At 50.2% G+C, this 26,265-nt stretch carries 25 protein-coding genes; 15 read left to right on the top strand and 10 right to left on the bottom strand.

Features of this window, described 5'->3' with window-relative positions; all coding sequences use genetic code 11:
* Window positions 1-146 precede the first annotated feature (146 nt).
* The 3 genes from pomA (at window position 147) to thiI (ending at window position 3,567) form a co-directional block, all read left to right on the top strand.
* Window positions 147-911, top strand: coding sequence for a flagellar motor protein PomA (gene pomA / locus ABT56_RS10520; RefSeq protein WP_047878815.1), 765 nt, complete (start codon window positions 147-149; stop codon window positions 909-911).
* A gap of 8 nt (window positions 912-919) precedes the next feature.
* Window positions 920-1,849 (top strand): flagellar motor protein MotB, encoded by a 930-nt coding sequence (locus ABT56_RS10515; protein ID WP_047878814.1) that lies wholly within the window; start codon window positions 920-922, stop codon window positions 1,847-1,849.
* 269 nt (window positions 1,850-2,118) lie between these two features.
* Complete coding sequence (gene thiI, locus ABT56_RS10510; RefSeq protein WP_047878813.1) at window positions 2,119-3,567, top strand: tRNA uracil 4-sulfurtransferase ThiI; 1,449 nt, start codon at window positions 2,119-2,121, stop codon at window positions 3,565-3,567.
* Window positions 3,568-3,665: 98 nt separating this feature from the next.
* Here the strand turns inward: thiI and ABT56_RS10505 are convergent, their stop codons facing one another.
* The 9 genes from ABT56_RS10505 to ABT56_RS10465 form a co-directional block, all read right to left on the bottom strand.
* Window positions 3,666-4,298: a DJ-1 family glyoxalase III gene (locus ABT56_RS10505; protein WP_047878812.1), complete on the bottom strand. Its 633-nt coding sequence runs from the start codon at window positions 4,296-4,298 to the stop codon at window positions 3,666-3,668.
* The gene (gene panE, locus ABT56_RS10500; RefSeq protein ID WP_047878811.1) at window positions 4,288-5,187 is read right to left on the bottom strand and encodes a 2-dehydropantoate 2-reductase; all 900 of its coding nucleotides are present in this window, start codon (window positions 5,185-5,187) and stop codon (window positions 4,288-4,290) included. Before panE ends, ABT56_RS10505 begins: the two co-directional genes overlap by 11 nt.
* Before the next feature lie 63 nt (window positions 5,188-5,250).
* Window positions 5,251-6,081 (bottom strand): nucleoside-specific channel-forming Tsx family protein, encoded by an 831-nt coding sequence (locus tag ABT56_RS10495; RefSeq protein WP_205626070.1) that lies wholly within the window; start codon window positions 6,079-6,081, stop codon window positions 5,251-5,253.
* A gap of 317 nt (window positions 6,082-6,398) precedes the next feature.
* A complete protein-coding gene (locus ABT56_RS10490) occupies window positions 6,399-7,154 on the bottom strand; it encodes an outer membrane protein OmpK (RefSeq protein WP_047878809.1) in 756 nt (251 codons plus the stop codon).
* A 340-nt stretch (window positions 7,155-7,494) separates the two neighbouring features.
* The gene (locus tag ABT56_RS10485; protein ID WP_047878808.1) at window positions 7,495-8,880 is read right to left on the bottom strand and encodes an AmpG family muropeptide MFS transporter; all 1,386 of its coding nucleotides are present in this window, start codon (window positions 8,878-8,880) and stop codon (window positions 7,495-7,497) included.
* Window positions 8,881-9,049: 169 nt separating this feature from the next.
* Entirely contained in the window at window positions 9,050-9,412 is a 363-nt protein-coding gene (locus tag ABT56_RS10480; protein WP_047878807.1) for a hypothetical protein, read from the bottom strand.
* Window positions 9,413-9,457: 45 nt separating this feature from the next.
* Window positions 9,458-10,012 carry a peptidylprolyl isomerase gene (locus ABT56_RS10475; protein ID WP_047878806.1) on the bottom strand — a complete coding sequence of 185 codons (555 nt, stop codon included), beginning with the start codon at window positions 10,010-10,012 and terminating at the stop codon, window positions 9,458-9,460.
* Window positions 10,012-10,581, bottom strand: a complete 570-nt coding sequence (locus ABT56_RS10470) for a YajG family lipoprotein (RefSeq protein WP_047878805.1) — start codon at window positions 10,579-10,581, stop codon at window positions 10,012-10,014. Before ABT56_RS10470 ends, ABT56_RS10475 begins: the two co-directional genes overlap by 1 nt.
* Window positions 10,582-10,641: 60 nt before the next feature.
* Window positions 10,642-11,775 (bottom strand): methyltransferase, encoded by a 1,134-nt coding sequence (locus ABT56_RS10465; protein ID WP_047878804.1) that lies wholly within the window; start codon window positions 11,773-11,775, stop codon window positions 10,642-10,644.
* Window positions 11,776-11,913: 138 nt separating this feature from the next.
* Here ABT56_RS10465 and bolA point away from each other — a divergent pair, with 138 nt between their 5' ends.
* The 10 genes from bolA (at window position 11,914) to dinB (ending at window position 21,474) form a co-directional block, all read left to right on the top strand.
* Window positions 11,914-12,231, top strand: a complete 318-nt coding sequence (bolA, locus tag ABT56_RS10460) for a transcriptional regulator BolA (protein ID WP_205626069.1) — start codon at window positions 11,914-11,916, stop codon at window positions 12,229-12,231.
* A gap of 718 nt (window positions 12,232-12,949) precedes the next feature.
* Window positions 12,950-14,290 (top strand): Na(+)-translocating NADH-quinone reductase subunit A, encoded by a 1,341-nt coding sequence (locus ABT56_RS10455; RefSeq protein WP_047878802.1) that lies wholly within the window; start codon window positions 12,950-12,952, stop codon window positions 14,288-14,290.
* Window positions 14,291-14,293: 3 nt separating this feature from the next.
* On the top strand, window positions 14,294-15,538 hold the full coding sequence (locus ABT56_RS10450) for an NADH:ubiquinone reductase (Na(+)-transporting) subunit B (protein WP_047878801.1): 1,245 nt from the start codon (window positions 14,294-14,296) through the stop codon (window positions 15,536-15,538).
* Window positions 15,528-16,322, top strand: a complete 795-nt coding sequence (locus tag ABT56_RS10445; RefSeq protein WP_047878800.1) for a Na(+)-translocating NADH-quinone reductase subunit C — start codon at window positions 15,528-15,530, stop codon at window positions 16,320-16,322. Before ABT56_RS10450 ends, ABT56_RS10445 begins: the two co-directional genes overlap by 11 nt.
* The gene (locus tag ABT56_RS10440) at window positions 16,315-16,947 is read left to right on the top strand and encodes an NADH:ubiquinone reductase (Na(+)-transporting) subunit D (protein WP_047876591.1); all 633 of its coding nucleotides are present in this window, start codon (window positions 16,315-16,317) and stop codon (window positions 16,945-16,947) included. Before ABT56_RS10445 ends, ABT56_RS10440 begins: the two co-directional genes overlap by 8 nt.
* Before the next feature lie 7 nt (window positions 16,948-16,954).
* Complete coding sequence (nqrE, locus tag ABT56_RS10435; RefSeq protein WP_047878799.1) at window positions 16,955-17,551, top strand: NADH:ubiquinone reductase (Na(+)-transporting) subunit E; 597 nt, start codon at window positions 16,955-16,957, stop codon at window positions 17,549-17,551.
* A gap of 21 nt (window positions 17,552-17,572) precedes the next feature.
* Window positions 17,573-18,796: an NADH:ubiquinone reductase (Na(+)-transporting) subunit F gene (gene nqrF, locus ABT56_RS10430; protein ID WP_047878798.1), complete on the top strand. Its 1,224-nt coding sequence runs from the start codon at window positions 17,573-17,575 to the stop codon at window positions 18,794-18,796.
* 158 nt (window positions 18,797-18,954) lie between these two features.
* Window positions 18,955-19,947, top strand: a complete 993-nt coding sequence (locus tag ABT56_RS10425) for an FAD:protein FMN transferase (RefSeq protein WP_420835125.1) — start codon at window positions 18,955-18,957, stop codon at window positions 19,945-19,947.
* A gap of 10 nt (window positions 19,948-19,957) precedes the next feature.
* Window positions 19,958-20,179: a (Na+)-NQR maturation NqrM gene (gene nqrM, locus ABT56_RS10420; RefSeq protein ID WP_047878796.1), complete on the top strand. Its 222-nt coding sequence runs from the start codon at window positions 19,958-19,960 to the stop codon at window positions 20,177-20,179.
* Between the two features lie 206 nt (window positions 20,180-20,385).
* Window positions 20,386-21,474 (top strand): DNA polymerase IV, encoded by a 1,089-nt coding sequence (gene dinB, locus ABT56_RS10415; RefSeq protein ID WP_084722215.1) that lies wholly within the window; start codon window positions 20,386-20,388, stop codon window positions 21,472-21,474.
* Between the two features lie 168 nt (window positions 21,475-21,642).
* On the opposite strand, the gene ABT56_RS10410 is transcribed toward dinB, so the two are convergent.
* Window positions 21,643-23,103 (bottom strand): aminoacyl-histidine dipeptidase, encoded by a 1,461-nt coding sequence (locus ABT56_RS10410; protein ID WP_047878794.1) that lies wholly within the window; start codon window positions 23,101-23,103, stop codon window positions 21,643-21,645.
* Window positions 23,104-24,334: 1,231 nt separating this feature from the next.
* Here ABT56_RS10410 and ABT56_RS10405 point away from each other — a divergent pair.
* Both ABT56_RS10405 and gpt read left to right on the top strand, forming a co-directional pair.
* Complete coding sequence (locus tag ABT56_RS10405; RefSeq protein WP_047878793.1) at window positions 24,335-25,624, top strand: NCS2 family permease; 1,290 nt, start codon at window positions 24,335-24,337, stop codon at window positions 25,622-25,624.
* Between the two features lie 54 nt (window positions 25,625-25,678).
* Window positions 25,679-26,137, top strand: a complete 459-nt coding sequence (gpt, locus tag ABT56_RS10400) for a xanthine phosphoribosyltransferase (RefSeq protein WP_047878792.1) — start codon at window positions 25,679-25,681, stop codon at window positions 26,135-26,137.
* The last annotated feature ends 128 nt before the right edge of the window (window positions 26,138-26,265 follow it).

Here is a 26,265-nt window from a genome sequence, read left to right as displayed (position 1 = left end):
TGAGGCTAAATCAATTTAGTGTTCTGCCGATAAAACGAGGAACTTAATTGTCGTGGTTTTGCCAATCGTCTATTGAAAGACCCTTGCGGTAGGATAAAATGCCGCGGTTTGAATCACATAATAATGTAACAGCAGGAGACTACTAGGTGGATTTAGCGACCCTTATCGGATTGGTTGGGTCCTTTGCTTTTGTCATTATGGCAATGGTGATGGGCGGAAGCTTCGGCATGTATGTCGATACCCAGTCGATATTGATTGTAGTATGTGGCTCTATGTTTGTTGCAATGATGCAATACAGTATTGGCCAGTTTTTCGGTGCCGCGAATATTGCGTTGAAAGCCTTCATTTTCAAATCTGACAATCCTGAAGATTTGATCGCCAAGATCGTCGAAATGGCTGATACGGCACGTAAGGGCGGTTTTTTGGCATTGGAAGAAATGGAAGTGGAGAACAGCTTCTTACGCAAGGGCATTGATCTGCTGGTTGATGGCTACGATGCGGAAGTGGTACGCGCTACCTTGCAAAAGGATATTTCGCTGACCAATGAGCGCCATGAGCAGGGTATCAGTATTTTCAAGGCGCTGGCTGAGGTTGCCCCGGCAATGGGGATGATCGGTACGCTGGTTGGTCTGGTGGCGATGCTGTCGAATATGGATGATCCGAAATCGATCGGTCCGGCGATGGCTGTTGCGTTGCTGACAACGTTGTACGGCGCGATTATGGCCAACATGATGCTGTTGCCTATTGCCGCTAAGCTAGGGTTACGCAAGGACGAGGAGAAGCTTAACCGCCGCCTGATCCTTGATGGAGTATTGGCAATTCAAGATGGTCAGAACCCGCGGGTGATTGATGGTTATCTGAAAAACTACCTCCATGAAAAGAAACGTATAATCGCAACTGACGAAGAATAGGGGGCGTAATGGAAGACGGACATAAGTGCCCTCCTCCCGGTTTGCCGCCGTGGATGGCAACTTTTTCGGATTTGATGACGTTGCTGATGTGCTTCTTCGTGTTGCTGCTATCGTTTTCCGAGATGGATGTATTGAAATTCAAGCAGATAGCCGGTTCTATGAAGTTCGCTTTCGGTGTCCAGAATATGCTGGAAGTGAAAGACATCCCGAAAGGAACCAGTGTGATTGCCCAGGAGTTTAGGCCGGGACGTCCCGAGCCGACGCCGATTGAGGTGATCATGCAGCAGACGATTGACATGACCAATCGCAGCTTGGATTTTCACGATGGGGATTCGGCCCGCGCTGGCGGTACGATGCGAGATGCCGGTGATAAAAACGGTGGTAAGCATGCCGATACCTCGGTGCTTGATCTTGATACAGAAAGTGCTGAAGAGCCTAGCGAGGCCCAGAACAAGCTGAAGAACTCCCTTGAGATTGCGTTGAACCGTGAAATCGAGGAAGGCTCGATAGAGCTGGAGAACCTCGGCCAGCAACTGGTGATCCGCATTAAAGAGAAAGGGGCGTTCCCTGAAGGTTCCGCCTTCTTGCAGCCGAAGTTCCGGCCGCTGGTCCGGCAGGTGGCGGAATTGGTGAAGGATGTCCCTGGTATCGTCCGGGTATCGGGCCATTCTGATAATCGGAAGCTGGATTCTGAGCTTTACCGTTCCAATTGGGATCTGTCTGCACAGCGAGCGGTATCTGTCGCTCAGGAGATGGAGAAGGTGAAGGGCTTTGACCATATGCGCCTGCGTGTGCTGGGTCTGGCTGATACCCACCCACTCAATAAGAACAAGACCCCGGCTGAGCGTAAGGCCAACCGACGGGTGGAAATCTCGGTGATGCAGGGTGAACCGTATTACACCGATGAAATTCCAAGTGAAGCCAGTAAAACCAAGTAAACCATTCAGCCTCGCGAGTCGAGGCTGAATTTTTTGTGGCAGGCAATTAGTACAGTGCGGGCAGGGATAAAAAAACTGCCTACACTATAGAGAAATACGGCGTTCCTGCCCGTGTGGCATGGGGCGGCGGTAAACCCATTTTTCTGGGCGGGCAAGTGAGCTTACATCATGCAGGACGACATCCTTGTTTCGGCAATAGCCCGCTTGCTGTATAATCCGCGCCTTTGATCCTTTTTGGCAATGTTTGGCCCAGTGTAGCGAAGCGTGTTATGAAATTTATCGTTAAACCCCATCCTGAGATTTTCGTCAAGAGTGAGTCTGTTCGTAAGCGCTTTACGCGAATCTTGGAGTGCAACATCCGCGTGATCCTTCAGCGCGTGTCTGATTCCATCGCGGTTTACAACCGCCGTAGTTATATCGAAGTGTCTTCGAAAGACGAGTCGCTGCGCGATGACGTGCTGACAGTACTGACGCAGACTCCGGGTATTCACCATGTGCTTGAAGTGAAACAAAGTGAATTTACCGATCTGCACGATATCTACGAACAGACGCTGGCACATGTTCGCGACCAGCTGGAAGGCAAGACATTCTGTGTTCGTGCCAAGCGCGTCGGCAAGCATGATTTTACCTCTATTGAGCTTGAGCGCTATGTAGGTGGTGGCTTGAACCAAGCGGTTGCAACCGCCTCTGTGAAGCTGAAGAACCCAGATATCACCGTCCGTGTCGAAGTTGAAGACGAAAAGCTCAACCAGATCCTTGCCCGTCACAAAGGCCTTGGTGGTTTCCCGCTGGGCACGCAGGAAGATGTACTGAGCCTGATTTCCGGTGGCTTTGACTCCGGCGTATCTAGCTACCTGCATATCAAGCGCGGCAGCAAAGTGCATTACTGTTTCTTCAACCTAGGCGGTCCGGCTCACGAGATCGGTGTTAAGCAGGTTGCCCACTTCTTGTGGAAGAAGTACGGTTCGTCGGCTAAGGTGAAGTTTATCTCCATTGACTTCGATCCGGTTGTTGGCCAGATCCTTGAGAATATCGACGACGGCCAGATGGGCGTTGTGCTTAAGCGCATGTTCATGCGCGCTGCTGGTATGGTTGCCGAGCGTCTGGGGATCCAGGCTCTGGTAACGGGTGAGGCGCTAGGTCAGGTATCAAGCCAGACTCTGACCAACCTACGTCATATCGATGGCGTGACGGAATCTCTGATCCTGCGTCCGCTGATCAACTGGGACAAAGAAGACATTATCAACGTGGCGCGTGAAATCGGCACGGAAGATTTTGCCAAGACCATGCCTGAGTTCTGTGGCGTGATCTCGAAGAGCCCAACCGTGAAGGCGGTCAAAGAGAAGCTGGAAGCCGAAGAAGCGAAATTTGACTTCACGATCCTAGAGCGAGTGGTTGCCGAGGCCCGTATTATGGATATCCGTGCGATCGAGAAAGAGAGCCAGGAAAAAGCCCCAGAAATCGAACTGGTAGACCAGATCGACCAAGGCGCAATTGTGCTTGATATCCGTAGCCCGGACGAAGAAGACGAGAACCCGCTGGAAATCGACAACGTTGAAGTCAAGCACCTGCCGTTCTACAAACTGGCAACCCAGTTTGGCGATCTGCCGCAGGACAAGACGTACCTGCTTTACTGTGATCGCGGCGTGATGAGCCGCCTTCAGGCGCTGTACCTGAAGGAAAACGGTTTTGACAACGTGAAGGTATACCGTCCGTAATCGGGCAGTAGCTGGAAATGACAAATAAAAACGAGAGCCTAGGCTCTCGTTTTTTTTTCGTCGCAACAGCTGGTTTGTCAAACCGAGAACGATGCTTATTAGCGTGTTTCGCCTTTTGGCATGATGTCAAAGTGCATGTGCGGCCACATCACCATCGGCTCGGCGACATCTGCGGCAAGGGGTTTGCCGGCTAGCTGGGCGATGATCGCCAGTGCAAATTCCTGCGAGGTGCCGGGACCTTGGCTGGTCAGCAAGTTGTCATTTTTGTCATAGACAACCCGCTTAACGCGGAGCTGTTGCTCCGGAATATGGCTGTGGAAGGCTGGGTGGGCGGTCATGATTGCCTTGGGGAAGAGTTGGTGGTGGACAAAGACCAGCGCCGGCGCCGCACAGATAGCAGCGACCAGTTTGCCGTCGAAATGGTGCTGTTTGACGAACTCGATAACCAACGGGCTGTCACGGAAACATTCCGATCCACCAAGTCCGCCCGGCAGTACCACGCAGTCGAACTGCTCGTCGGCAATTTTGGCCAGTGCGACATCGGCGACCAGCTTGATCCCGCGTGAACCGGTGACGATCAGCTCGCCGTTGGAATCGGCGCTGGCGGTGGTAACGTCGAAACCTGCCCTTAGCAGGATATCAATCGTATTGATCGCCTCCATTTCTTCCGTACCCGGTGCAATGCAGACGGCCACGCGGATGGGGGTTGCGGTTGACTGATCAATGGTCATGGTAGTGTTGCTCCAGTTGTTTGATTTGCTGCCACAGGGCGCGGTTGGCCGGTACGGCGATGCCGTGGCTATCGGCCCGGGCTATCAGATACCCGGTAATATAGTCGATTTCGGTCGTCCTTTGGTGATAAACATCCTGATTCATGGATGATTTGTTGGCAGCCGTCGCCGAGATGACGGCGGAGGTTTGCTCGAGCAGGTCGGTGACTGTTGTCGGGTAGCCCTCAGCGGACATGACAGCGGCCACTTCTTCGCAGATCTGTGTAAGCTGCGGGGTAAATTCATTCAGTGCCAGATGGCCGTTACGGCATTGCAGAATCGCAGTCAGCGGGTTGATCGCACAGTTGATGGCCAGCTTTTGCCACAGGGCCAGACGAATATCCAGAAGCCATTGGCATGGGGCAAGGGCCTGATCGAACACGGCGGCCAAGTGTTGGTATTGCTTTCCAGCCAGGTTCATCGCCCCGAGCCGGGTCGGCCCCAATCCGGTATGGGTAACCCCCTGTTCGGTGCGAAGCGCGCCCTGAGCCGTGGTCGCGTAGAGTATCGGATGGTCGGGCAGTTGGTTGAGTACGGTATCGTGAGTGCCCATACCATTGTGCATCACCACGATAGGGGTACTGGGTGGGAGCAGGTCTTCCACTGTTGCCAGTGCCGCATGTAGCTGGAATGCCTTGACCGTAAAGATCACGATATCCGCCTGTGCAAGCTGGGTGGGGTCGTTGGCCTTAAATGGCCATGTCTGGATTTTTTCCTCTCCCAATGGCTGGAAGCGGATTTCGCATTGGTCGGTGTTATGCCGGGTCCAGAGATGTACCTGATGGCGGGCGGCGAGCCGACAGGCCCATAGTGAGCCGACGGCTCCCGCCCCGACGATGGTGATTTTCAACAGTCGTATCCTTTACTCGTTGGCAGGAGGTTAGGATACCACTGCTGGGTAAATTCCGCGGAATCAGAATTTATAGGTGACTGAAAAGTAGTGGCTGATCCCGGTGGACTCGAAGCTGTCGCTGTCTTCTATCAAGTAGACATCGTTATAGAGCTTGAATCCATAGCCGACCGAGTAACGGTTGGAGTGCCAGTAGAAGCCATTGAACATCACCCCACCGTGATTGGCCTGCGAGTTGCCCTTGAAGGTGTCGTCAGCGGCAAATTGGTAGTCGATATAGCCCTGATAGGCAATAAAGCTGTCGTTGCTGAAGGTGTAGAAGGGCTTGAACCAGTTGGTGGAGAGTTGGAGACCATTCCAGTCTTTGTTGTTGATATCGTAAAGGCCGTAGAGGTTAAGCCCCACCTTGCCAAACCACGGGACTTGGATGTCGGAGCCTATTCCCCAGAACGAATTGTTGACTGGTGGGAAGTCGCTCTCTTTCGAGTAGCCGCCGTCCCAGTTGAATAGGGTAGCGATGTAGAGTTCCTGAACAGGCCCGAACGAGAGGTCGGTTTTGGTCATGGCGTCAAGAGATGCCCGGGGGGCAAATTTCATAAATATCTTCGGGCGGTTATTCTTGTCACTACCGTCATGGTCGGTGAGGTCGAAGACGTCGACGTAACCATAGAGGTCAAAGATTCCAGAGCGGCCGCCAAATTCCATTTCTAGATAATCGTGTCCGGAAGGATCATCGGGAGCGCGAGGGAGTTCTTCGAGGGCATACATCAAGTTGAACTGCAGCCATTTGTAATCATTCTTATGGATGTCATCGGAATAGTCGACGGCCAACCCCAAGGGGGAGAAGGCGAGGGAAGCACCTAAACAGGATAATTTTAGAATATTATTCATGATGAGATCTCTAACCATTTGCCATTGCTTGTTCTCTGAATTTCCTTTTCGGTGCCGTGATGGGACCGCAGGAAAAAGACCAGAGTATTGTGATTGTCGAGGAGGGACTCCTCTTAGTGATAAAGGCTAGTGGAAACTCTCAAGTGTGGGGCAGGGTCTTCACGACGTCGCTGCTATCGTGCAAATTGGGAGGGATTCGTCTTGAAAAGAGCTGTAATAATAAGCACTAAACTGCAATGTCTCGTTAGTGATTACTATCTTAGTATTGAGAGGGTATAAAAAAAGCACCCGAAGGTGCTTTTTTTATGTAAGAGAACTTATTAGAAGTTGTACTTAACAGAGTAGATCATTGCGTTGTCGTGACCCTGCTGGCCTAGCTTGTTGTAGGCGTAGCGGTACTGAACACCGGTAGTTACAGACTCTGTAACGTTCCACCATAGTGCCAGCGCGCCGTTTGCTGTTAGGTCGTCGCTTTCGCCAGACGTTGCTAGGTATGCGTCGTCACGGGCAAATTCTGTTTCGTGCCAGTTAGACACCATGAAGCTCTCGCCGAATGCCTTGAAGTTGTACATTGCAGACCAACCAAGCATACCGCCGTTCATGCCTGAGAACGAACCTGTCGCTTCTGGGCCGAATGTCTTGGTAGTGATGGTGTGGTGGAAACCAACCCATGGATTGAATGCCCAGTTGTCACCGCTGAAGCTGTAAGACATACCCAATACGGTGTTTTGTGCTGTGAAGCTGTTGCTGTTGGTGTTGTACAGCTGACCGTAACCGCGTAGTTCTTTCAGGCCAGTTTTAACCGCGATAGAACCTTTGATTGACGTACGTACATCGTCAGTACCGTTTTCTAGGTTTTCTAGATCCGCGAAACCGTATAGTTCACCCCAGCTAAAACCTGCACCGCCTTCAAGCTCAAGGTAGCTGAAGTCTTCTTTGCCAGAACGGTTTTCTGTGCCGTTTGACCAGTCAAGGTAGTTTACGCTTACGTTACCAAAACCGTATAGGTATTCAGCTTGGGCAGGAACCGCTGCCGCTGCAGCCAATACGCTCAGTGCTACTAGTGATTTACGCATGGGTTAAACTCTCGCTAATTGTGTATGTCATAACTGGGCTTTTGGGCTGCCCTTATTGTGTTGGGAGGATTCTATTGCTTTACATCACCTTTGGGAATGTAACGGTTGCGCAAACCTTTGCGAGTTGTGACCATGATCTCCTGTAATCGATTACATTTCCTATGTAAAGTGAACTGGCGCGTATTTTTTACGCAAGAAAAGGTATTTTTTTTGAGCTTGATGTGAATGAGATCAAGAGGGGGGGCAGCGTAGTATGCCGATTTGGGTGGGGAAAAATTTATTTTTTGGGGCGGCTTGATGTTTATCAACAAAAAACCGCCCCTAAATGCCAATTTGGAATTTATTTGTTGGGGTTTGGCTCGCTGCGGTGGAACAACGCTTGCCGTTTGGTGATCATTGAAATCAAAATCAGTACCGGTAACCCGATCAGCGCGGTTGTTAAGAAGAAGGTATTGTAGCCAAAGTTGTCGACATAGACCCCGGAGAAGCCAGCAATGAACTTGGGGAAAAGCAGCATGATTGAGCTGAACAGTGCGTATTGGGTGGCCGAGAAGGCGACATTGGTCAAGCTCGACATGAAGGTGATAAACGCCGCTGTCGCGATGCCTGCGCTGAGATTATCCATCGAGATCACGAGAGCCAACATCGGCAGTGAATTGCCAATCAGTGAGAAGATCATGAAAACCAAGTTGGTGGCGGCTGATAGTACCGCACCGAGGGCAAGAACCCGCATGGTATCGTATTTGCTCACCAGCATGCCGCCTAGCGCCGCACCGACTAGGGTCATAACAACCCCGTAGATCTTCGAGACCGAAGCGACATCGGTTTTGCTAAAGCCCATGTCATAGTAAAAGGCATTGGCCATTACCCCCATCACGACATCGGAGATTCGGTAGCAGCTAATCAGTGCCAGCAATAGCATCGCATGTTTGCCATAGCGGTCGAAGAAGTCTTTGAACGGCATGACTGCAGCGGTATAGAACCAGGCGGTCAGGCGGGCAGTACGTGGTGAAAACCCACGCTCAAGCAATTGGTTGCGATACTGTTTTTCGACATTGTCAATTTGGCTGCTGTCGATCTTAGGCTCGTGGATGCAAAGGGCTGTGATGAGGCCGACCAGCATTAGGCTGGCCATGATCAGGTAGGCGATCATCCAGCCGCTCGGATCATAGCTTGTATTGGATCCAAACCAGGCAGCAAAGGCAAGAGCCCCGGCTCCGGCCATGATCATTGCAAGACGGTAACCTGTCATATAGGCGGCTGCGAGGGCGGCTTGCAGTCGCTCTGTCGCCATTTCGATCCGGTAGGCGTCGATGACAATGTCCTGCGAAGCTGACGAGAATGCGACGATCACGGCAAATACTGCCAGCTGGATTAGATCACCCTGCGGGTTGCTAATTGCCATGCCCGCCAGTGAGGCGATGATCAGCAGTTGCGAGAACACCATCCAGCCCCGTCGCCGGCCAAGTTTGTGGGAGAAGAAGGGGACAGGGAAGCGATCAATAAGCGGTGACCAGATCCACTTGAAGCCGTAGGCCAGTGCGACCCAGCTGAAAAAGCCGATATCGGTACGGCTGACTCCTGCTTCCCTCAGCCAGAATGATAAGGTGCCGAAGACCAGCAGTAGCGGTAGGCCGGACGAGAAGCCGAGGGCAAGCATGATCAGGACTTTTTTCTCGAGATAGACCCGCCAGCCTTGTTGGTTGTTGTCGAACGATTGCTCCATGGCTTCCTCTGATAAGTGGGACAGTACTGCGAAGGCGCATTATATCAGCGCTGGGGTTGAAATCGGTATAGTAGCAAGCCGTGAGGCAAATTCAGTAAAAATCACGTAAAAGCGACAGAGGAGGAGAAATCGAGAGACGAGGCTTGGCGGCGCTACCACCGCCGACTGACTAAGGCCTGATCCCTTGGATGTTGGCGGGACGATCGCCAATGCCCAATAGGTACTGGGCGGCACAACTGACTTTGTATTGGATGAAGTTATTGCCCAGCAGCTCGTGTTCTTCGAGAGATTCCAGCAAATGCATCAGATACCAGTAGGTTGATTCGTAATTATTTTGTGGTGAGCCGGAGGGGATGGAGAGTTTCCACCAATCGTGAAGGTGCTCAGTGACGGTGATCTTCATCGACTCATAGTCGACATCACCATAAATAGTCCCTAAGGCACTGATGGCGATGGCGGGGGCATATTCTTCGATATGCAGGGCAATTTGCTCGGGAGGAAGCTCCGGGGCGGAAGCGATGATTTTAAGCATAACGGTCACCTGGCCATAGGGCAGGCCAAGTGACCTTACCTATGTCTACTTTTTGAGAACTTCAATAGCTTCAATAACTATAGGCTGCTGAGGGACATCTTTCATACCCATAGATCGGATAGTCGTGGTCGGGATTTCAGTCATTTTTTCAATAACTGAGAAGCCTTTCACAACTTTTCCGAAAACGGCGTAGCCCGGATTCATCGGACTCGCATCAAGGAAGTTGTTGTCCTTGTAGTTAATGTAGAACTGGCGGGTTGCTGAGTTTGGATCTTGGGTACGAGCCATCGCAACAGTAGCCCGCAGGTTACTTAGGCCGTTCTTGGCTTCGTTCTTGATAGGTGCGTAGCTAGGCTGGCGTTTGAGATCTTTATCAAACCCACCGCCTTGAGCCATGAAGCCCGGGATCACTCGGTGGAATATGGTGCCGACATAGCTGCCGTCTTCAACATAGCGCAGGAAGTTCTGGCTTGATACCGGGGCACTTTTCTCGTCAAGCTGGATGACAAAATCCCCTAGGTTGGTATCGACTTTGACCTGAGTGGCTGCGCTGACGGGCAGCGCCAGACAGAGTAGCAATGAGGCAAGGGCGCGGGCCATTATAGGTTCTCCTGAAGGTAATGGTTTAGCTCTGGATCAGCATAGATGTCTTTGAGCACCGCGGTGATCAGGTTATCCATTGCCGTTTGCATATCTTCGATGGATGCGCTCATCGCACCGGTACGTTCTGACTTGCCCGAATAGCGCTTGATGAATTGGCCTTTCGGGGTCTCGACGACAAGCTGCAGTTGTAGCTTGCTGATAAGATCGTGGCTCATCACGCTGTGCTTGACGTTGACCATCGCCTCAAGAATATCCAAGCGCAATGTGTCTTTGCTGTCGGCACTGATGGTGTAGCCTTGGGCGCTCAACTGACGGTTCAAGGCGTCTTCAAGGGTGGTACGCAGGTTCTGTGAGCTATGCAGAGGCTGGACATTTTCCCGGCCACTGTCGACAACGGCGATGAACTGTGCGGTACGCAAATCACGGCTGTTGAGAGACAGGGTCTTGCCGTTTACGCTTGGCTGGGCGGCAATGACGGGTTGCGGGGTCAGGGTAAGCTGGGGCTCCGACGGTGTCGAGCAGGCTGTCAGCGCGAAAACCGAAGCGGCCACAAGAAGCTTTTTCATAGTGATACTGTCCTTAACAAAAAGAGCAGCTGCTTGGCAGCTACTCGCAAAGAGGCGATATTATGACTTAGTCGATTGATAGATAACAAACTTGTTGTTTTGTGCCACGACAGTGACATTGCCAAACAAGCGTTTTAGCTTGTCGTTGTAGCCTAGATGGCGGTTACCGATCACCCATAGTTTGCCGCCTTGACGCAATACATGGCGGGCATCGCAGAACATCTGCCAGGCAATATGGTCGGTGATGGTGTTTTGCTGGTGGAACGGTGGGTTGCACAGAACCAGATCCGTATCGTCAGCAGGCATCCCCTCAAGGCAGTTGTTGACGACTGCCGTTAGCTGGCTTGGGTCGGAGAGGTTGATGTTTGCATTGTGGCGGCAGGAGGCTGCGGCCATGAAGCTTTCGTCAACACATACGATCTTGGCGTCGGGATTGAGTTGGGCTGCTTTGATGCCGATCACCCCGTTACCACAGCCTAGATCGACAATTTTCTCATAACGGTTGTCAGCAGGAAGGTGCTCAAGGAAAAAGCGGGCGCCGATATCCAAACTTTCGCCAGAGAAAACGTTGGCATGGTTGGTAAGGGTCAGCCCATGCTCTTGAACTTGCCATTCGAGAGGGGCGGGTAGCGGTTGTGACAGCTCAGGATTGACTTGGCAGAAAATCAAACGTGCCTTCTTGACCGCCAGCGAGGTCTTGGTGTCCCCAAGGTATTTTTCGAATAGCTTGAGGGTCGATGTATGGATCTCTTTCGCTTTTGCTGCGGCAATGACCATAGTACCAGCAGGTAGAGACTGGCAGAGTTGTCGTAGCTGCCAGCTTAGCAAGCGGTTGTTTTTCGGTAGTTTCAGCAATACCAGTTGCGGGGCATCAGGGAGGGCCGCAAGACAATCGCTGAGAGTGACCTCATCTAGCTGGTTAGCATTGAGGTTGGCGAGTGTCGCTTGCTTGGCGATAAATGAATCCGTGACCGAGACGACCTTGCCGTACTGGGAATACCAGCATCCCAGTGCTCCGAAGCTGTCGTTCATCAGCAGAATAGGGCGGTCTGGATCCAACGCGTCGTAATTCTCACTGACGTAGTTGATCAGGTATTCATCTGCTGCATCCCATGCCTGCAGGGTTTCGTTTTGCCTTACTGGATAGCGCTGCAGCTGCAGCGTACGCCCGTGTAGGGATAGCTCAGGTTTCATTAACGGTTACTTTACGGTATGTTTACTCAATTGGCTGATATTTTCGCAAAACCAGCCTGTCCTGCAAACTTATTTATGACCTTGAAGAGAAAACATGGCTGCACCGTTGGCGGATGAAGCCCGAGGATAAGTACGATGATAGTCCAGCAACGAATTAAAGAAAAATTGGAACAGGCGTTCTCCCCCCTCCAGTTGGAAGTGGTCAATGAGAGCTATATGCACAATGTTCCTGCTGGTTCAGAAAGCCATTTCAAAGTGGTGGTCGTTAGTGCCCAGTTTGAAGGAATGCGCCTGATCGCTCGTCATCGGGCGGTGAATGCGGTGTTGGCAAATGAGCTGGCCAATGATATCCATGCCCTTGCGATGCATACCTATACCGAAAGCGAGTGGCAAAACCTATTTGACGGCGCGCCTGATTCACCGGCATGCCGCGGCGGTTCCAAATTTGACCAGTAGGCCTCTGTTATTAAGAGGCGGGCGTTTTTGATGTTCGCCGAAGATATGAAAAACCGCGTTGAAGCGGTTTTTTTTTCGCCGAAAATTTGAATGTGACGACAACAATCTTTGATTATTTTGTATACAATTCGGTATTCGCACACCACGGCCGGGTCTCTACGTGACTCCCGTAAAAGAAAGCAAATGGTATGCCTTAGGGGTATCAGAGCAATGGTGGTGGGGCAAGCTGCTATTATTATCCGGGTGGTAGACTCGGCGTGTCAGTAGGTAACGCAGAATGCGTGAATGCAGCGAACAATGTTAACAGCCATTAACATTGAGACATCTTTGAAACAATAGGCTTATCGGGTTCTTTGCTTGTATGTTGCTGATGTAGACGATTTGTTGGCCTTTTATTAACCCTGAAGCAAAAGTGAAAAAAACATTATAAAAAGCATGGATTTTTGCTTTTGTGCGTTAGTTCAAAATAATCAGCATATGACAGTATTGCGTTTAAAGAGTTAGCCGATTTTCAGCCTGTTTAGTGTGGTTTGGCATGGTAAAATCCCGTGGATTAATGGTAAAATCCCGGCCTCAAATTTACTCGCGGCGTAAGTTGTGACGAGTAGGTAAATTGGATGTTGCGGTGCTGGTGGTTACGTCAGCTTCGGACGAAGGAAAGTCGTGTCTAAATTGCGCAATAGAAAAATTTTTTCCCGTTAATGTAGTGCAAGTGCGTATGATTACAATAAAGAAGGGTTTGGATATCCCAATTTCGGGGACTCCTGCCCAGGCGATAAATGATGGCAAGGCCATCACCCGTGTCGCCTTGCTTGGCGAAGAATATGTTGGTATGCGTCCTACAATGCATATCCGCGTAGGGGATGTAGTGAAAAAAGGTCAGATTCTTTTTGAAGACAAGAAGAACCCTGGCGTTAAGTTCACTGCTCCAGCCAGCGGCAAGGTTGCAGAAATTAACCGTGGTGCGAAGCGTGTTCTTCAGTCTGTAGTGATTGATGTAGAAGGCGACGAGCAAGTTACGTTCAACAGCTATGAAGCAAACCAGCTAGCGCAACTAGAGCGTTCGGCAATTGTGGATCAGTTGGTTGAATCTGGTATGTGGACTGCGCTTCGTACGCGTCCTTTCAGCAAGGTGCCTGCCATCGATGCTGAAACCCAGGCTATCTTCGTAACAGCCATCGATACTAACCCACTAGCAGCTAACCCAGAAGTTGTTATCAACGAGCAAAGCGACGCGTTTGTTGCTGGCCTGACTATTTTGTCTCGCCTAACAAGCGGCAAAGTCATGGTTTGTAAATCTGGTGCTAGCCTTCCTCGTTCAAACGAAGCCAATATCGAAGAGCACGTATTCAACGGCCCGCACCCTGCAGGTCTGGTTGGTACGCACATTCATACTCTATTTGGCGCAAGCGTGCAGAATGTGGCATGGCACATCAACTATCAGGACGTGATTGCTTTCGGTAAGCTGTTCCTGACTGGTGAGCTATTCACAGATCGCGTTGTTTCTCTGGCTGGTCCAGTTGTGAACAAGCCACGTTTGGTACGTACTCAGATCGGTGCATCTCTAGAGCAGCTTACTGACTCTGAGCTGATGCCAGGCGAGCTACGTGTGCTTTCAGGCTCTGTTCTGAACGGCATTCACGCAGTGGGCCCGCATGCTTACCTTGGCCGCTACCATCTTCAGGTTTCTGCTCTTCGCGAAGGTCGCGAGAAAGAATTCCTGGGCTGGATTGTTCCTGGTAAGAACAAGTTCTCTGTAACCCGTTCTTTCATCAGCCAGTTCTTCCCTGGTCAGTTGTTCAACATGACAACGACAACCAACGGTTCTGAGCGTGCGATGGTGCCAATCGGCAACTACGAGCGTGTCATGCCGCTGGATATCGAACCAACGCTACTTCTTCGTGACCTGTGTGCAGGTGATATTGATAGTGCAGCCCAGCTTGGTGCACTTGAGCTTGATGAAGAAGATCTAGCACTATGTACGTTCGTATGTCCAGGTAAGTATGAATTTGGTCCAATGCTACGTCAGTGCCTGGACACAATTGAGAAGGAAGGGTAATTCATGGGTCTCAAGAATTTACTCGAGCAAGTTGAGCACCACTTTGAGCCAGGTGGTAAGCACGAGAAGTGGTTTGCGCTGTATGAAGCGTTTGCGACTCTTATGTATACCCCAGGTCAGGTAACACGTGCTGGTTCTCATGTGCGTGACAGCATTGACCTGAAGCGTATCATGATCATGGTATGGTTTGCGGTATTCCCAGCGATGTTCTGGGGTATGTACAACACTGGTCACCAGGCTATTGTTGCGCTAAACCACCTATACGCTGGTGAGCAGTTGGCTGCAGTTATTGCAGGTGACTGGCACTACTGGCTGACTCAGATGCTGGGCGGCACCATGTCAGTTGACGCTGGCTGGGGTAGCAAAATGCTACTGGGTGCGACCTACTTCCTACCTATTTACGCAGTTGTTTTTGCTGTGGGTGGTTTCTGGGAAGTCCTATTCTGTATGGTTCGCAAGCATGAAGTTAACGAAGGTTTCTTCGTAACATCAATTCTGTTTGCTTTGATTGTACCGCCAACACTACCACTTTGGCAGGCAGCCCTAGGTATTACCTTTGGTGTTGTTGTCGCAAAAGAAATTTTCGGTGGTACAGGCCGTAACTTCCTGAACCCTGCGCTTGCAGGCCGTGCGTTCCTATTCTTTGCATACCCAGCTCAGATCTCTGGTGATCTAGTATGGACTGCAGCGGATGGTTTCTCTGGTGCAACTGCACTGAGCCAGTGGGCTCACGGTGGTCAGTCAGCAGTGGTTAACACGGTAACTGGCGATGCAGTAAGCTGGATGGATGCCTTCATTGGCCGTATTCCAGGTTCAATCGGTGAAGTATCAACGCTAGCCATCATTCTTGGTGGTGCGATGATCGTATTCATGCGAATCGCTTCATGGCGCATCATTGCCGGTACTATGGTCGGTATGATTGCGACGTCTACGCTGTTCAACATCATCGGTTCTGACACTAACCCAATGTTCAGCATGCCTTGGCACTGGCACCTAGTTCTGGGTGGTTTTGCGTTCGGTATGATGTTCATGGCAACCGATCCAGTGTCTGCTTCATTTACTAACAAAGGTAAGTGGTGGTACGGCGCACTAATCGGTGCAATGGCTGTTATGGTTCGTGTGGTAAACCCTGCGTACCCAGAAGGTATGATGCTAGCAATTCTATTTGCTAACCTATTCGCACCTCTATTTGACAACCTTGTGGTTCAGGGCAATATCAAGCGGAGACTAGCTCGTCATGGCAAGTAATAACGATAGCATTAAAAAGACGCTGATTGTTGTTATCGCACTGAGCCTAGTGTGCTCTATCGTGGTATCAGCTGCAGCTGTTGCACTGCGTCCTCTACAGCAGAAAAATGCGGTACTTGACGTTCAGCGTAACATCCTTTCAGTGGCTGGCCTTCTGCAAGACGGTACTGACGTTACTGAAACTTACCAGAAGTTCATTGAGCCTAAACTGGTAGATCTTAAAACCGGTGAGTTCGTTGCTCAGTCTGAAACAGGTGCTACACCTGCTCAGTACAAGCAGCGTGATGCAGCGAAAGATCCTGCGCAGTCTATCCGCCTTACTGGCGAGCAAGACAAAGCGAAGATCATTCGTCGTGCTGACATCGCAACTGTTTACCTAGTGAAAAATGCGAACGACAAAGTTGAGAAACTGATCCTGCCTATCCACGGTGGCGGTCTGTGGTCAATGATGTACGCATTCATCGCAGTAGAAACTGACGGTAACACCCTTGCGGGTATTACTTACTACCAGCAGGGTGAAACTCCTGGATTGGGTGGTGAGATTGAGAACCCAACATGGCGTGCTCAGTTCGTTGGTAAGAAGATGTTTGATGACAACAACAAACCAGCAATTCGTATTGTTAAAGGTGGCGCTCCAGAGGGTGACATCCACGGTGTTGACGGCCTATCTGGCGCAACATTGACTGCGAATGGTGTTCAGCACAGTTTCGACTTCTGGTTGGGTGACATGGGCTTTGGTCCATTCCTAGCTAAAGTGCGTGCAGGAGAACTAAACAATGGCTGATACTAAAGAAATGAAGAAGATTCTGTTCGGGCCGTTTATCGACAACAACCCGATCGCGCTTCAGATCCTTGGTGTGTGTTCTGCTCTGGCAGTAACCACTAAATTGGAAACAGCTTTCGTAATGACACTCGCGGTAATGTTTGTAACCGCATTTGCGAACTTGTTTGTTTCTCTGATCCGTAACCACATTCCAAACAGCGTACGTATCATCGTTCAGATGGCGATCATCGCATCATTGGTAATCGTGGTTGACCAGGTGCTAAAAGCTTACCTGTACGATATCTCTAAGCAGCTATCTGTATTCGTAGGTCTGATCATCACCAACTGTATCGTAATGGGCCGTGCAGAAGCGTACGCAATGAAATCTGCGCCATTGCCATCGTTCCTTGATGGTATCGGTAACGGTCTAGGCTACGGTTTCGTATTGATCACTGTTGCTTTCTTCCGTGAACTACTAGGTTCTGGCAAGCTATTCGGTATCGAAGTGCTTCCTCTAGTGTCTAACGGTGGTTGGTACCAGCCAAACGGCATGATGATCCTAGCACCATCAGCGTTCTTCCTGATCGGCTTCATGATCTGGGTTATCCGTACCATCCGTCCAGAACAAGTAGAAGCGAAGGAGTAAGGGGACCATGGAACATTATCTAAGCCTTCTAGTTCGTTCGATCTTCATCGAGAACTTGGCACTGTCGTTCTTCCTAGGTATGTGTACATTCCTAGCGGTATCGAAAAAAGTGAAAACTTCTTTCGGTCTGGGTGTGGCAGTAACAGTGGTACTGGCTATCGCCGTACCAGCCAACAACCTGATCTACAACCTGCTGTTGAAAGACGGCGCGATTGTGGCGGGTGTTGACCTTAGCTTCCTGAACTTTATTACGTTCATCGGTGTGATTGCAGCACTGGTACAGATCCTAGAAATGGTTCTGGACCGCTTCTTCCCACCACTATATAACGCGCTAGGTATCTTCCTGCCGCTGATCACCGTTAACTGTGCGATCTTCGGTGGTGTATCTTTCATGGTACAGCGTGATTATAACTTTGCTGAATCTGTCGTTTACGGTATTGGTTCAGGTATTGGTTGGACGTTGGCCATCGTTGCGCTTGCGGGTATCCGTGAGAAGATGAAGTACTCAGACGTACCTCCAGGTCTACGTGGCCTAGGTATCACATTCATCACCGTTGGCCTTATGGCGTTGGGCTTCATGTCCTTCTCCGGCGTTCAGCTGTAATCAGGATAAAAGGAATAATCAATGGATATTATTCTTGGTGTAGTTATGTTCACCCTGATTATCCTGGCTCTAGTTCTAGTGATTCTATTCGCTAAATCTAAGCTGGTACCATCAGGTGACATCACTATCTCAGTAAATGGCGACCCAGAAAAAGCGATTACAACCGCTGCGGGTGGCAAGCTGCTAGGTGCCCTAGCAGGTAGTGGTATTTTCGTATCATCAGCGTGTGGTGGTGGTGGTTCATGTGGTCAGTGCCGCGTGAAAGTTAAATCTGGCGGCGGTGACATTCTGCCAACAGAGCTTGACCACATCACAAAAGGTGAAGCACGTGAAGGCGAGCGTCTGGCGTGTCAGGTAAACGTGAAGTCCGATATGGACATCGAGCTACCTGAAGAAATCTTCGGTGTTAAGAAGTGGGAATGTACTGTTCTTTCTAACAACAACGAAGCTACCTTCATCAAAGAGCTTGTGCTTCAGATCCCTGAAGGTGAAGAAGTACCGTTCCGTGCCGGTGGTTACATTCAGATTGAAGCTGAACCACATCACATTAAATACGCTGACTTCGATATTCCAGAGGAATACCGTGGTGACTGGGACAAGTTCAACCTGTTCCGTTACGAGTCTATCGTGAAAGAGCACTCGATCCGTGCTTACTCTATGGCGTCATACCCAGAAGAGAAAGGCCTGATCAAGCTGAACGTACGTATCGCGACTCCGCCGCCAAACAACCCAGACGTACCACCAGGCGTAATGTCTTCGTACATCTGGTCTCTGAAGGCTGGTGACAAGTGTACTATTTCTGGTCCATTCGGTGAGTTCTTCGCGAAAGACACTGATAACGAAATGGTATTTATCGGCGGTGGTGCTGGTATGGCACCAATGCGTTCTCATATCTTCGACCAGCTTCTACGCCTGAAATCTAAGCGTAAGATGACTTACTGGTACGGTGCCCGTTCTAAGCGTGAAATGTTCTACGTAGAAGATTTCGATACGCTAGCGGCGGACAACGAGAACTTCGAGTGGCACGTTGCCCTGTCTGATCCACTACCAGAAGATAACTGGGATGGTTACACAGGCTTCATCCACAACGTGATTTACGAGAACTACTTGAAAGATCACGAAGCACCAGAAGACTGTGAATACTACATGTGTGGTCCACCGATGATGAACGCAGCCGTAATCGGTATGCTGAAAGATCTTGGTGTTGAAGACGAAAACATCCTACTGGATGACTTCGGGGGCTGATAAGCCTTGACCCGCTAAATACTGGCTGGCTCTGTATGGAGCCAGCCTTTTTTCATAATAATAGATACAAGTTATGTTGTCAGAGGGTGGCAGCAAACAAACTAGTCTTTCATTTGGGGAGTTGTTGGATGAAGACGTTCCTGAACCGAGCATTGATGATGCTCGTATTGGCATTCGCCCTGTCGGCCTGTAGTGAGCAGCGTGAGCTCATCCATCTTAACGGTGCGACGATGGGCACCTATTATTCGATTAAGTTGGTTAAGCAGGAAGGCTTGCCGTCTGCGTCGGAGCTTCAGGCTGAGATTGATCGCCGATTGGAGCTGGTTAACGACCAGATGTCGACCTACCGCAAGCATTCCGAGCTCAGCCAATTTAACCAGCATCGCTCAAGCGAGCCGTTTGAAGTATCTGCCGATACAGCCAAGGTGGTTACCGAGGCATTGCGTCTGTCTAAGCTGACTGACGGAGCACTTGATGTAACTGTTGGCCCAATCGTTAACCTGTGGAGCTTTGGCCCGGAAGCGCGTCCGGAGAAAACCCCGACGGCGGACGAGTTGGCAGAGCGCCGCAAGGAAGTGGGTATCGAGCATTTGAGCGTTAAGGGTAATACTCTGATCAAGGATATTCCTGATCTGTACGTTGATCTGTCGTCGATTGCCAAGGGCTTTGGGGTTGATGTTGTCGCAGATTATTTTGATCAGCTAGGCGTTGCCAATTACCTCGTCGAAGTGGGTGGTGAGTTGCGTCTAAAAGGCAACAACCTAGAGGGCGTGCCTTGGCGTATCGCGATCGAAAAGCCGACCGAGGATGGTCACCGCGCAATTCAAGAAGTGATTGAACCTGGCAACATGGGTGTGGCAACATCAGGTGACTATCGCAATTACTTCGAGCAAGACGGTGTGCGTTACTCGCACCTGATCAACCCGAAGACCGGGATGCCAATTGACAACCATGTGGTATCGGTCACTGTGTTGAGCCCTTCATGCATGACGGCGGACGCGCTGGCTACGGCGTTCTCTGTGATGGGTGAAGAACAAGCATTGGCTCTGGCCAACAAAGAGCAGATTGCCGTGCTGTTGATTGTGAAAACCAAGCAGGGGTTCAAAGAGTATCCGTCCGATGCCTTTGTCCCTTACATGAAACAGAAATAGAGACATTTGAATGGCTATTTATCTAACAACCTTTGCTGTATTTTTGCTGGTGATCGCGGCGATGGCCGTTGGGTACATTTTCCAGCGTAAAACGGTTAGTGGTAGTTGCGGTGGTCTTGACGGTATCGGTATCGCTAAAGAGTGTGACTGCCCTGAGCCGTGCGATGCGCGTAAAAAGCGTGAGGCGCGAGCGGCCCGTCAGGAGGAGTGGAAGAAGAACCAGATTATCTGATCAGTTTTTCTGACCGCCAGACACGTCACGATTAGGTGTGGCGTGTCATCAACCACAAAGCCCGGTGAGTCCGGGCTTTGTGTTATTTGTACCTTCTATTGCCCTGCTTGCCATCCTGTATTGTCACGCCTTATTCCCCCTTTATTTGTCCGTTACTTTGCCTATAATACCACTGTATAAACGACCAGTTATTAGGTGATGTCGGCATGCTGTCTTCGCGTCCTAGCGCTCAATTAGAAAAACAGAGAAAGATCATCCATGTAGACATGGATTGCTTCTTTGCGGCGGTTGAAATGCGCGATAACCCGGCGTTGCGTGATATCCCCATTGCCATCGGTGGCCGCTCTGAGCAGCGTGGAGTGATCAGTACCTGTAACTATTTAGCGCGAAAATACGGTGTGCGTTCGGCCATGTCGACCGCCAAGGCAATGCAGCTCTGCCCGCACTTGACGTTGGTTTCCGGTCGCATGGCGGTGTACAAAGAAGTCTCCGGGCAAATCCGCGAAATTTTCCAACGCTATACCGATAAAATCGAGCCGCTCTCGCTGGATGAGGCATACCTTGATGTCACAGACTGCGAAATGCACCACGGCTCTGCAACCCTGATCGCTGAGGACATCCGCCGGGTGATCCGCGAAGAGCTGGATCTGACCGCCTCTGCCGGTATTGCACCGGTTAAATTCATTGCCAAAATTGCCTCTGACATGAATAAGCCCGATGGGCAGTTCGTCGTGACACCTGCTGAAATCCCTGCGTTTGTTGCCGATCTTAAATTGGAAAAAATTCCGGGGGTAGGGAAGGTCACTATCCAGAAGTTGCATGAAAAAGGGTTGTATGTCGGGCGTGATGTTCAAAATTATGATCGTCATCAGTTGTTGCAGCAATTTGGCAAATTCGGCCAGTCGTTGTGGTCGCGTAGTCACGGGATCGATGAACGCGAGGTGGTGGTGTCCCGCGAGCGCAAGTCGGTAGGGGTCGAACGCACATTTTCACGCAATATCAGTAGCTATGAGCAATGTTGGGACGTTGTCGAGCGGCTTTATCCCGAGCTGGAAAATCGCCTGAGGCGGGTTAGGCCGGATCTTGGCATTGCCAAGCAAGGGGTGAAGATAAAATTTGCCGATTTTCAGCAGACTACGGTCGAGCATACTCAGCCAACCCTCGACAAGCAGCAGTTTGTCGGTTTGCTCAAGGAAGCATTGACCCGCCAGCAGGACCGTGAAATTCGCCTGATAGGCATTAGTGTTGGTCTAGAGGTCGGCACCCGTGCCCAACAGCTATCGTTTGATTGGTAGTTTTTCGTTTACTTGTTTTTATCGTTTGACGGTTTTTGATCCCACCTTCGCCCTCCACTTGAAAAGGGGGGAGTTACTTGAAAAAAGGAGGGGGGGCTAGAGGTGGGCTATGGCATAAAAAAGAGCCCCGAAGGGCTCTTAATATAGTATGCCTTGTTGCAGCAGCACTTAGCCTTTAACCGGAATATTCTTCAGGATGGCAACCATCTGCTCCCAGAACAGACCAACGGTTTCGATGTTGACCATCTCATCTGGCGAGTGTGGGAATTTGATTGTCGGGCCGAAGGAGATCATATCCATTTCAGGGTAAGGCTCTTTGAACAGGCCGCACTCAAGACCAGCGTGGATCACCATGATGTTAGGCACGCGTCCGTAAATTCCCTCATAGGTTTCACGGAACAGGTGCATCACTTCCGAATCGGCATCCGGCTTCCAGCCCGGGTAGGCGCCAGAGAACTCGCAGTTCGCACCGGCCAGTGAAGCAACGGCTTTCAGCATGCCTTCGACATTGCTGCGGCCAGAATCAATTAGTGAGCGGATCAGGCAAAGCACGGTGATTTTGTCTGCATCGGTTGTGATCACACCGACGTTCAGCGAGGTCTCTACCACACCGGCAATATCATCGCTCATGCGGATCACACCATTAGGGCAGGCATTAAGCAGATTGACAAAACGGTTTTGGGTCTCGGCGGTGATAATGTCGGCAGGCGTATCCGCAGCTTCGGTGAACAGGTTGATATCAGTCTCAACGCGACCCAGCTCAGCGCTCAGTAGTTCACGGTAGTGGTCAAATAGGCTGTTTAGCTGATCAACGTTGGCCGCCGGCAGGGTAACAATGGCACTGGCTTCGCGTGGGATGGCATTGCGCAGGCTACCGCCGGTGATGTTGGCCAGACGTAGGCCCAATTCGTCGGCATGGCCGAATAGGAAACGGCCAAGCAACTTATTGGCATTGGCACGGCCAGTATGGATATCACAGCCAGAGTGGCCGCCTTTAAGCCCCTTGATAACAAGCTTGACGGCTTGGTGATCGGCCGGCACAGCTTCGCGCGCTGTCGTTAGGGTGATCGCACCGTCAACTCCGCCAGCACAGCCCATGTAGACTTCGCCTTCCTGCTCAGAGTCGGTATTTAGCAGGATATCACCTTCCAGCCAGCCGGCTTCAAGGCCGAACGCGCCCGTCATACCGGCTTCTTCATCGATAGTCAGCAGAACCTCCAGTGGGCCATGCTCGATATCTTTGGCGGCCAATACCGCAAGGCAAGTTGCCATGCCGATACCGTTATCGGCACCTAGGGTTGTGCCCTTGGCTTTCACCCACTCGCCGTCAACGTATGGCTGGATGGGATCCGTCGTGAAGTCATGAGCTGTGTCTTCGTTCTTCTGCGGAACCATATCGATGTGGGCCTGCAGGACGACGCCCTTGCGGTTTTCCATACCTGCCGTTGCTGGTTTTTTGATGATTACGTTGCCAGTTGTATCGCGGCGAACATCCAGACCTTCGCTTTTCGCGAATGCAATGATGTGCTGGGCAAGTGCTTCTTCATGCTTCGACGGGTGAGGGATAGAGCAGATTTGATCGAAAAACTGCCACACAGGCTGTGGCGCTAGTTGACTGATTTCAGACACAGCAGTCTCCTTATAAACCTTCGTAGATTAGCGATTGTGGTAGTACATTGTGATGAAAAATTTAAATATTGCAGAACAATTACCTATCGCAGTTAACCTTAAGCATATCACCGTGTACGAATTCGTAACAGATAAATATTGTGCCCAGCGGTGTGTTACAGGTTTTTATGACCGCGCCGATGTTTTTTATCCCGGTAGCACGGGTTTTACGTGTTCATTTGGTTTGTTGAATGTGCTCGGTAGGTATATCTGATGTTGCAATGTTGTGGTTATTGAATTTCTCACGCTGTAATAAAATTACAATGATAGGGGTGAAATGAAGAATGAAACGCAAAAGTGTGATGAAGTTAAAGAAAATGCTTGAAACTTTATTACGATAAGATTATAGTTTGATCATCTTCTGATACGAAGACGAACGACATAGCAAAATGCTCAGGACGAGCCCGATACATCGCCTCCATGGAACTGAGATTAAGTCGAAGCCAAGACGGCCTAGCACTATTGTTTATGTGTTTTAAACGCTTAATTAATCAAGGTGATAATAATGAAAATTTTTGAATCTGTTGCAAATTTCTGGAATAACCGTGCTGTTTACACTGGTAACTTCACGTACCCAACTTCGTTCGGCTACTAATTTTTGATTTTGTTTTGCTGGGTACTCAACCTGAGTGGTGCCGAGCAGAACGATGGAACTGTATTGTTCACCCCCCTATATTTTTGAGAATTTCTGGTAACCGCCTTTCGGTAACCGTCACATTCTTAACGCCACTTCTGATTGAAGTGGCGTTTTTTTTGTTTTCGCCCAGCTCCCATTTCTACAATCCCTTCTTTCTGGTATTTACGGGCTTCAATTGCACGCATCGCAATGTATTCGATTACATTATGGGTAGGCGGCCAAATAGCATGCTTATAAATGGAATATTATCGTTTGCGTAACAGAGATAAATTTTGATTGTTCAATTGTTGCACATGATAATAAGATGTTAATCCATTGATTTTTAATAATTAAATTCAAAAGCGTTAAGTAATGGATGTTTTTTATGCGGTTGTTGCACATCTCTAGTGATAATTTCCTTATTTTCTGGAAATCAGTGAGCAAGGCGCATATAATCGCCCCCCAAAAATAGATGACGCAAACGTTTTCTATTTTCGGCGGCAGCCTTGCTGGGATGAGTGAAGAGCAAGGCTGTGCACACTTAGCGGCGTAACCATCTCCAAGGAATCGAGAGCAATGCTTGAGAAACTATTCAAACTCAAAGAAAACGGTACTGATGTACGAACTGAGCTGTTAGCGGGTTTAACGACCTTCCTGACTATGGCCTACATTATCTTTGTTAACCCGACGATGCTTTCGCAGACAGGGATGGATCAGGGCGCAGTATTTGTTGCAACCTGTGTAGCGGCAATGGTGGGCTGTTTCATCATGGGCTTTGTTGCCAACTATCCGGTAGCACAGGCTCCGGGCATGGGTTTGAATGCCTTTTTCACTTATGGCGTTGTATTGGGGATGGGATACACCTGGCAGGTGGCATTAGCCGCTGTTTTCCTGTCTGGCTTGTGTTTTATTGCATTGAGCGTGCTGAAGGTTAGGGAGTGGATCATCAATGCGATCCCTCATGCCCTGAGGACGGGGATCTCTGCCGGTATCGGTTTGTTTCTTGCGTTTATTGCTCTGCAAAGCTCGGGTATTGTTGTCGATAATCCGGCGACCTTGGTGCAGGTGGGTGATTTTACTAGTTTCCCGGCGGCCATGGCTGCGCTGGGCTTTTTCCTGACCATCGCCCTTGTTCACCGCGGCTATAAGGCGGCGGTTTTGATTGCAATCTTGGCGGTGACCGCGATCGGTGTCGTGACGGGCAACGTCCAGTACGGTGGTATCGTCTCAATGCCGCCGAGCATTGCGCCAACCTTCATGCAGATGGATTTTTCCGGTGCAATGGAAGTGGGTCTGGTTTCTGTGGTATTTGCTTTCTTGTTCGTCGATCTGTTTGACACGGCAGGCACTTTGGTTGGTGTTGCGACTAAGGCCGAGCTGATTGACAAAGACGGCAAGCTGCCTCGTTTGAATCGCGCGCTGCTGGCTGATAGTACTGCGACCTCGGTGGGGGCGGTACTGGGTACGTCAAACACAACGTCATTTGTCGAGAGTGTATCGGGCGTTGCTGTTGGTGGACGAACGGGTCTGACGGCGGTGACAGTCGGGGTATTATTCCTGCTGGCCTTGTTCTTTGCACCGTTGGCGAGTATGGTGCCAGCGTATGCAACAGCAGGAGCATTGTTCTACGTTGCCATCCTGATGATGTCCGGATTAGTGAGCATAGACTGGCGTGACTTAACAGAAGCAGCACCTGTAGTTGTAGTTTGCCTGCTGATGCCGTTAACATATTCTATCGCCGAAGGTATTGGCCTTGGTTTTATTACCTATGCTGCTGTGAAAGTCATGAGCGGCAAAGGGCGTGATGTCAATATCAGCGTTTGGGTTATTGCCGCGCTGTTTATTGCTAAAATTATTTTCTTATAACAGTTTTATAAATACACCTAGCGGCCTGGCCGCTGACTCAGAGGTTCATCGGATATGAGTAATAAGTTCATCATTACCTGGGATAACATGCAGATGTATACCCGCCAGCTAGCTGAGAAGCTACTTCCTGCAGACCAGTGGAAAGGTATCATTGCGGTAAGCCGTGGTGGTTTGGTCCCGTCGGCAATCCTGGCCCGTGAACTTGGCATTCGTTACGTTGATACCGTTTGTATCTCAAGCTACGACCATGATCACCAGCGTGACATGAAAGTACTTAAGCAGGCTGACGGTGACGGCGAAGGCTTTATCGTGGTTGATGACCTTGTGGATACTGGCGGTACGGCAGAGATGATCCGCCAAATGTACCCGAAAGCTAAATTTGTAACGGTATGCGCCAAGCCGGCCGGTAAGCATCTTGTTGATGATTACGTGGTTGATATCCCTCAAGATACATGGATTGAGCAGCCATGGGACATGGCGGTAACGTTTGTTGAGCCGCTAGGCAAAAAATAACCGTTGTTGAGATTTACGCCGAGATACGAAAAAAGGAGCCGCAAGGCTCCTTTTTCTTGCCTGCCGTTTGATACCGGTAGCGTTAACGGCGGGGTATGGGTGATATACTCTGAGTATTATTTGGAAAT

Origin of the sequence: Photobacterium aquae, from assembly GCF_001029445.1 — a bacterium.
Classification (GTDB): Bacteria; Pseudomonadota; Gammaproteobacteria; order Enterobacterales; family Vibrionaceae; genus Photobacterium; species Photobacterium aquae.
This window is presented reverse-complemented; position numbering and strand designations above follow the sequence as displayed.

Bases quoted from the DNA above. Each gene is read 5' to 3' on its own strand.
- ABT56_RS10515 (WP_047878814.1), top strand. From the start codon at position 920: ATGGAAGACGGACATAAGTGCCCTCCTCCCGGTTTGCCGCCGTGGATG.
- thiI (WP_047878813.1), top strand. From the start codon at position 2,119: ATGAAATTTATCGTTAAACCCCATCCTGAGATTTTCGTCAAGAGTGAG.
- ABT56_RS10505 (WP_047878812.1), bottom strand. From the start codon at position 4,298: ATGACCATTGATCAGTCAACCGCAACCCCCATCCGCGTGGCCGTCTGC.
- ABT56_RS10490 (WP_047878809.1), bottom strand. From the start codon at position 7,154: ATGCGTAAATCACTAGTAGCACTGAGCGTATTGGCTGCAGCGGCAGCG.
- ABT56_RS10485 (WP_047878808.1), bottom strand. From the start codon at position 8,880: ATGGAGCAATCGTTCGACAACAACCAACAAGGCTGGCGGGTCTATCTC.
- ABT56_RS10480 (WP_047878807.1), bottom strand. From the start codon at position 9,412: ATGCTTAAAATCATCGCTTCCGCCCCGGAGCTTCCTCCCGAGCAAATT.
- ABT56_RS10475 (WP_047878806.1), bottom strand. From the start codon at position 10,012: ATGGCCCGCGCCCTTGCCTCATTGCTACTCTGTCTGGCGCTGCCCGTC.
- ABT56_RS10470 (WP_047878805.1), bottom strand. From the start codon at position 10,581: ATGAAAAAGCTTCTTGTGGCCGCTTCGGTTTTCGCGCTGACAGCCTGC.
- ABT56_RS10465 (WP_047878804.1), bottom strand. From the start codon at position 11,775: ATGAAACCTGAGCTATCCCTACACGGGCGTACGCTGCAGCTGCAGCGC.
- ABT56_RS10455 (WP_047878802.1), top strand. From the start codon at position 12,950: ATGATTACAATAAAGAAGGGTTTGGATATCCCAATTTCGGGGACTCCT.
- ABT56_RS10450 (WP_047878801.1), top strand. From the start codon at position 14,294: ATGGGTCTCAAGAATTTACTCGAGCAAGTTGAGCACCACTTTGAGCCA.
- ABT56_RS10445 (WP_047878800.1), top strand. From the start codon at position 15,528: ATGGCAAGTAATAACGATAGCATTAAAAAGACGCTGATTGTTGTTATC.
- ABT56_RS10440 (WP_047876591.1), top strand. From the start codon at position 16,315: ATGGCTGATACTAAAGAAATGAAGAAGATTCTGTTCGGGCCGTTTATC.
- nqrE (WP_047878799.1), top strand. From the start codon at position 16,955: ATGGAACATTATCTAAGCCTTCTAGTTCGTTCGATCTTCATCGAGAAC.
- nqrF (WP_047878798.1), top strand. From the start codon at position 17,573: ATGGATATTATTCTTGGTGTAGTTATGTTCACCCTGATTATCCTGGCT.
- ABT56_RS10425 (WP_420835125.1), top strand. From the start codon at position 18,955: ATGCTCGTATTGGCATTCGCCCTGTCGGCCTGTAGTGAGCAGCGTGAG.
- nqrM (WP_047878796.1), top strand. From the start codon at position 19,958: ATGGCTATTTATCTAACAACCTTTGCTGTATTTTTGCTGGTGATCGCG.
- dinB (WP_084722215.1), top strand. From the start codon at position 20,386: ATGCTGTCTTCGCGTCCTAGCGCTCAATTAGAAAAACAGAGAAAGATC.
- ABT56_RS10405 (WP_047878793.1), top strand. From the start codon at position 24,335: ATGCTTGAGAAACTATTCAAACTCAAAGAAAACGGTACTGATGTACGA.
- gpt (WP_047878792.1), top strand. From the start codon at position 25,679: ATGAGTAATAAGTTCATCATTACCTGGGATAACATGCAGATGTATACC.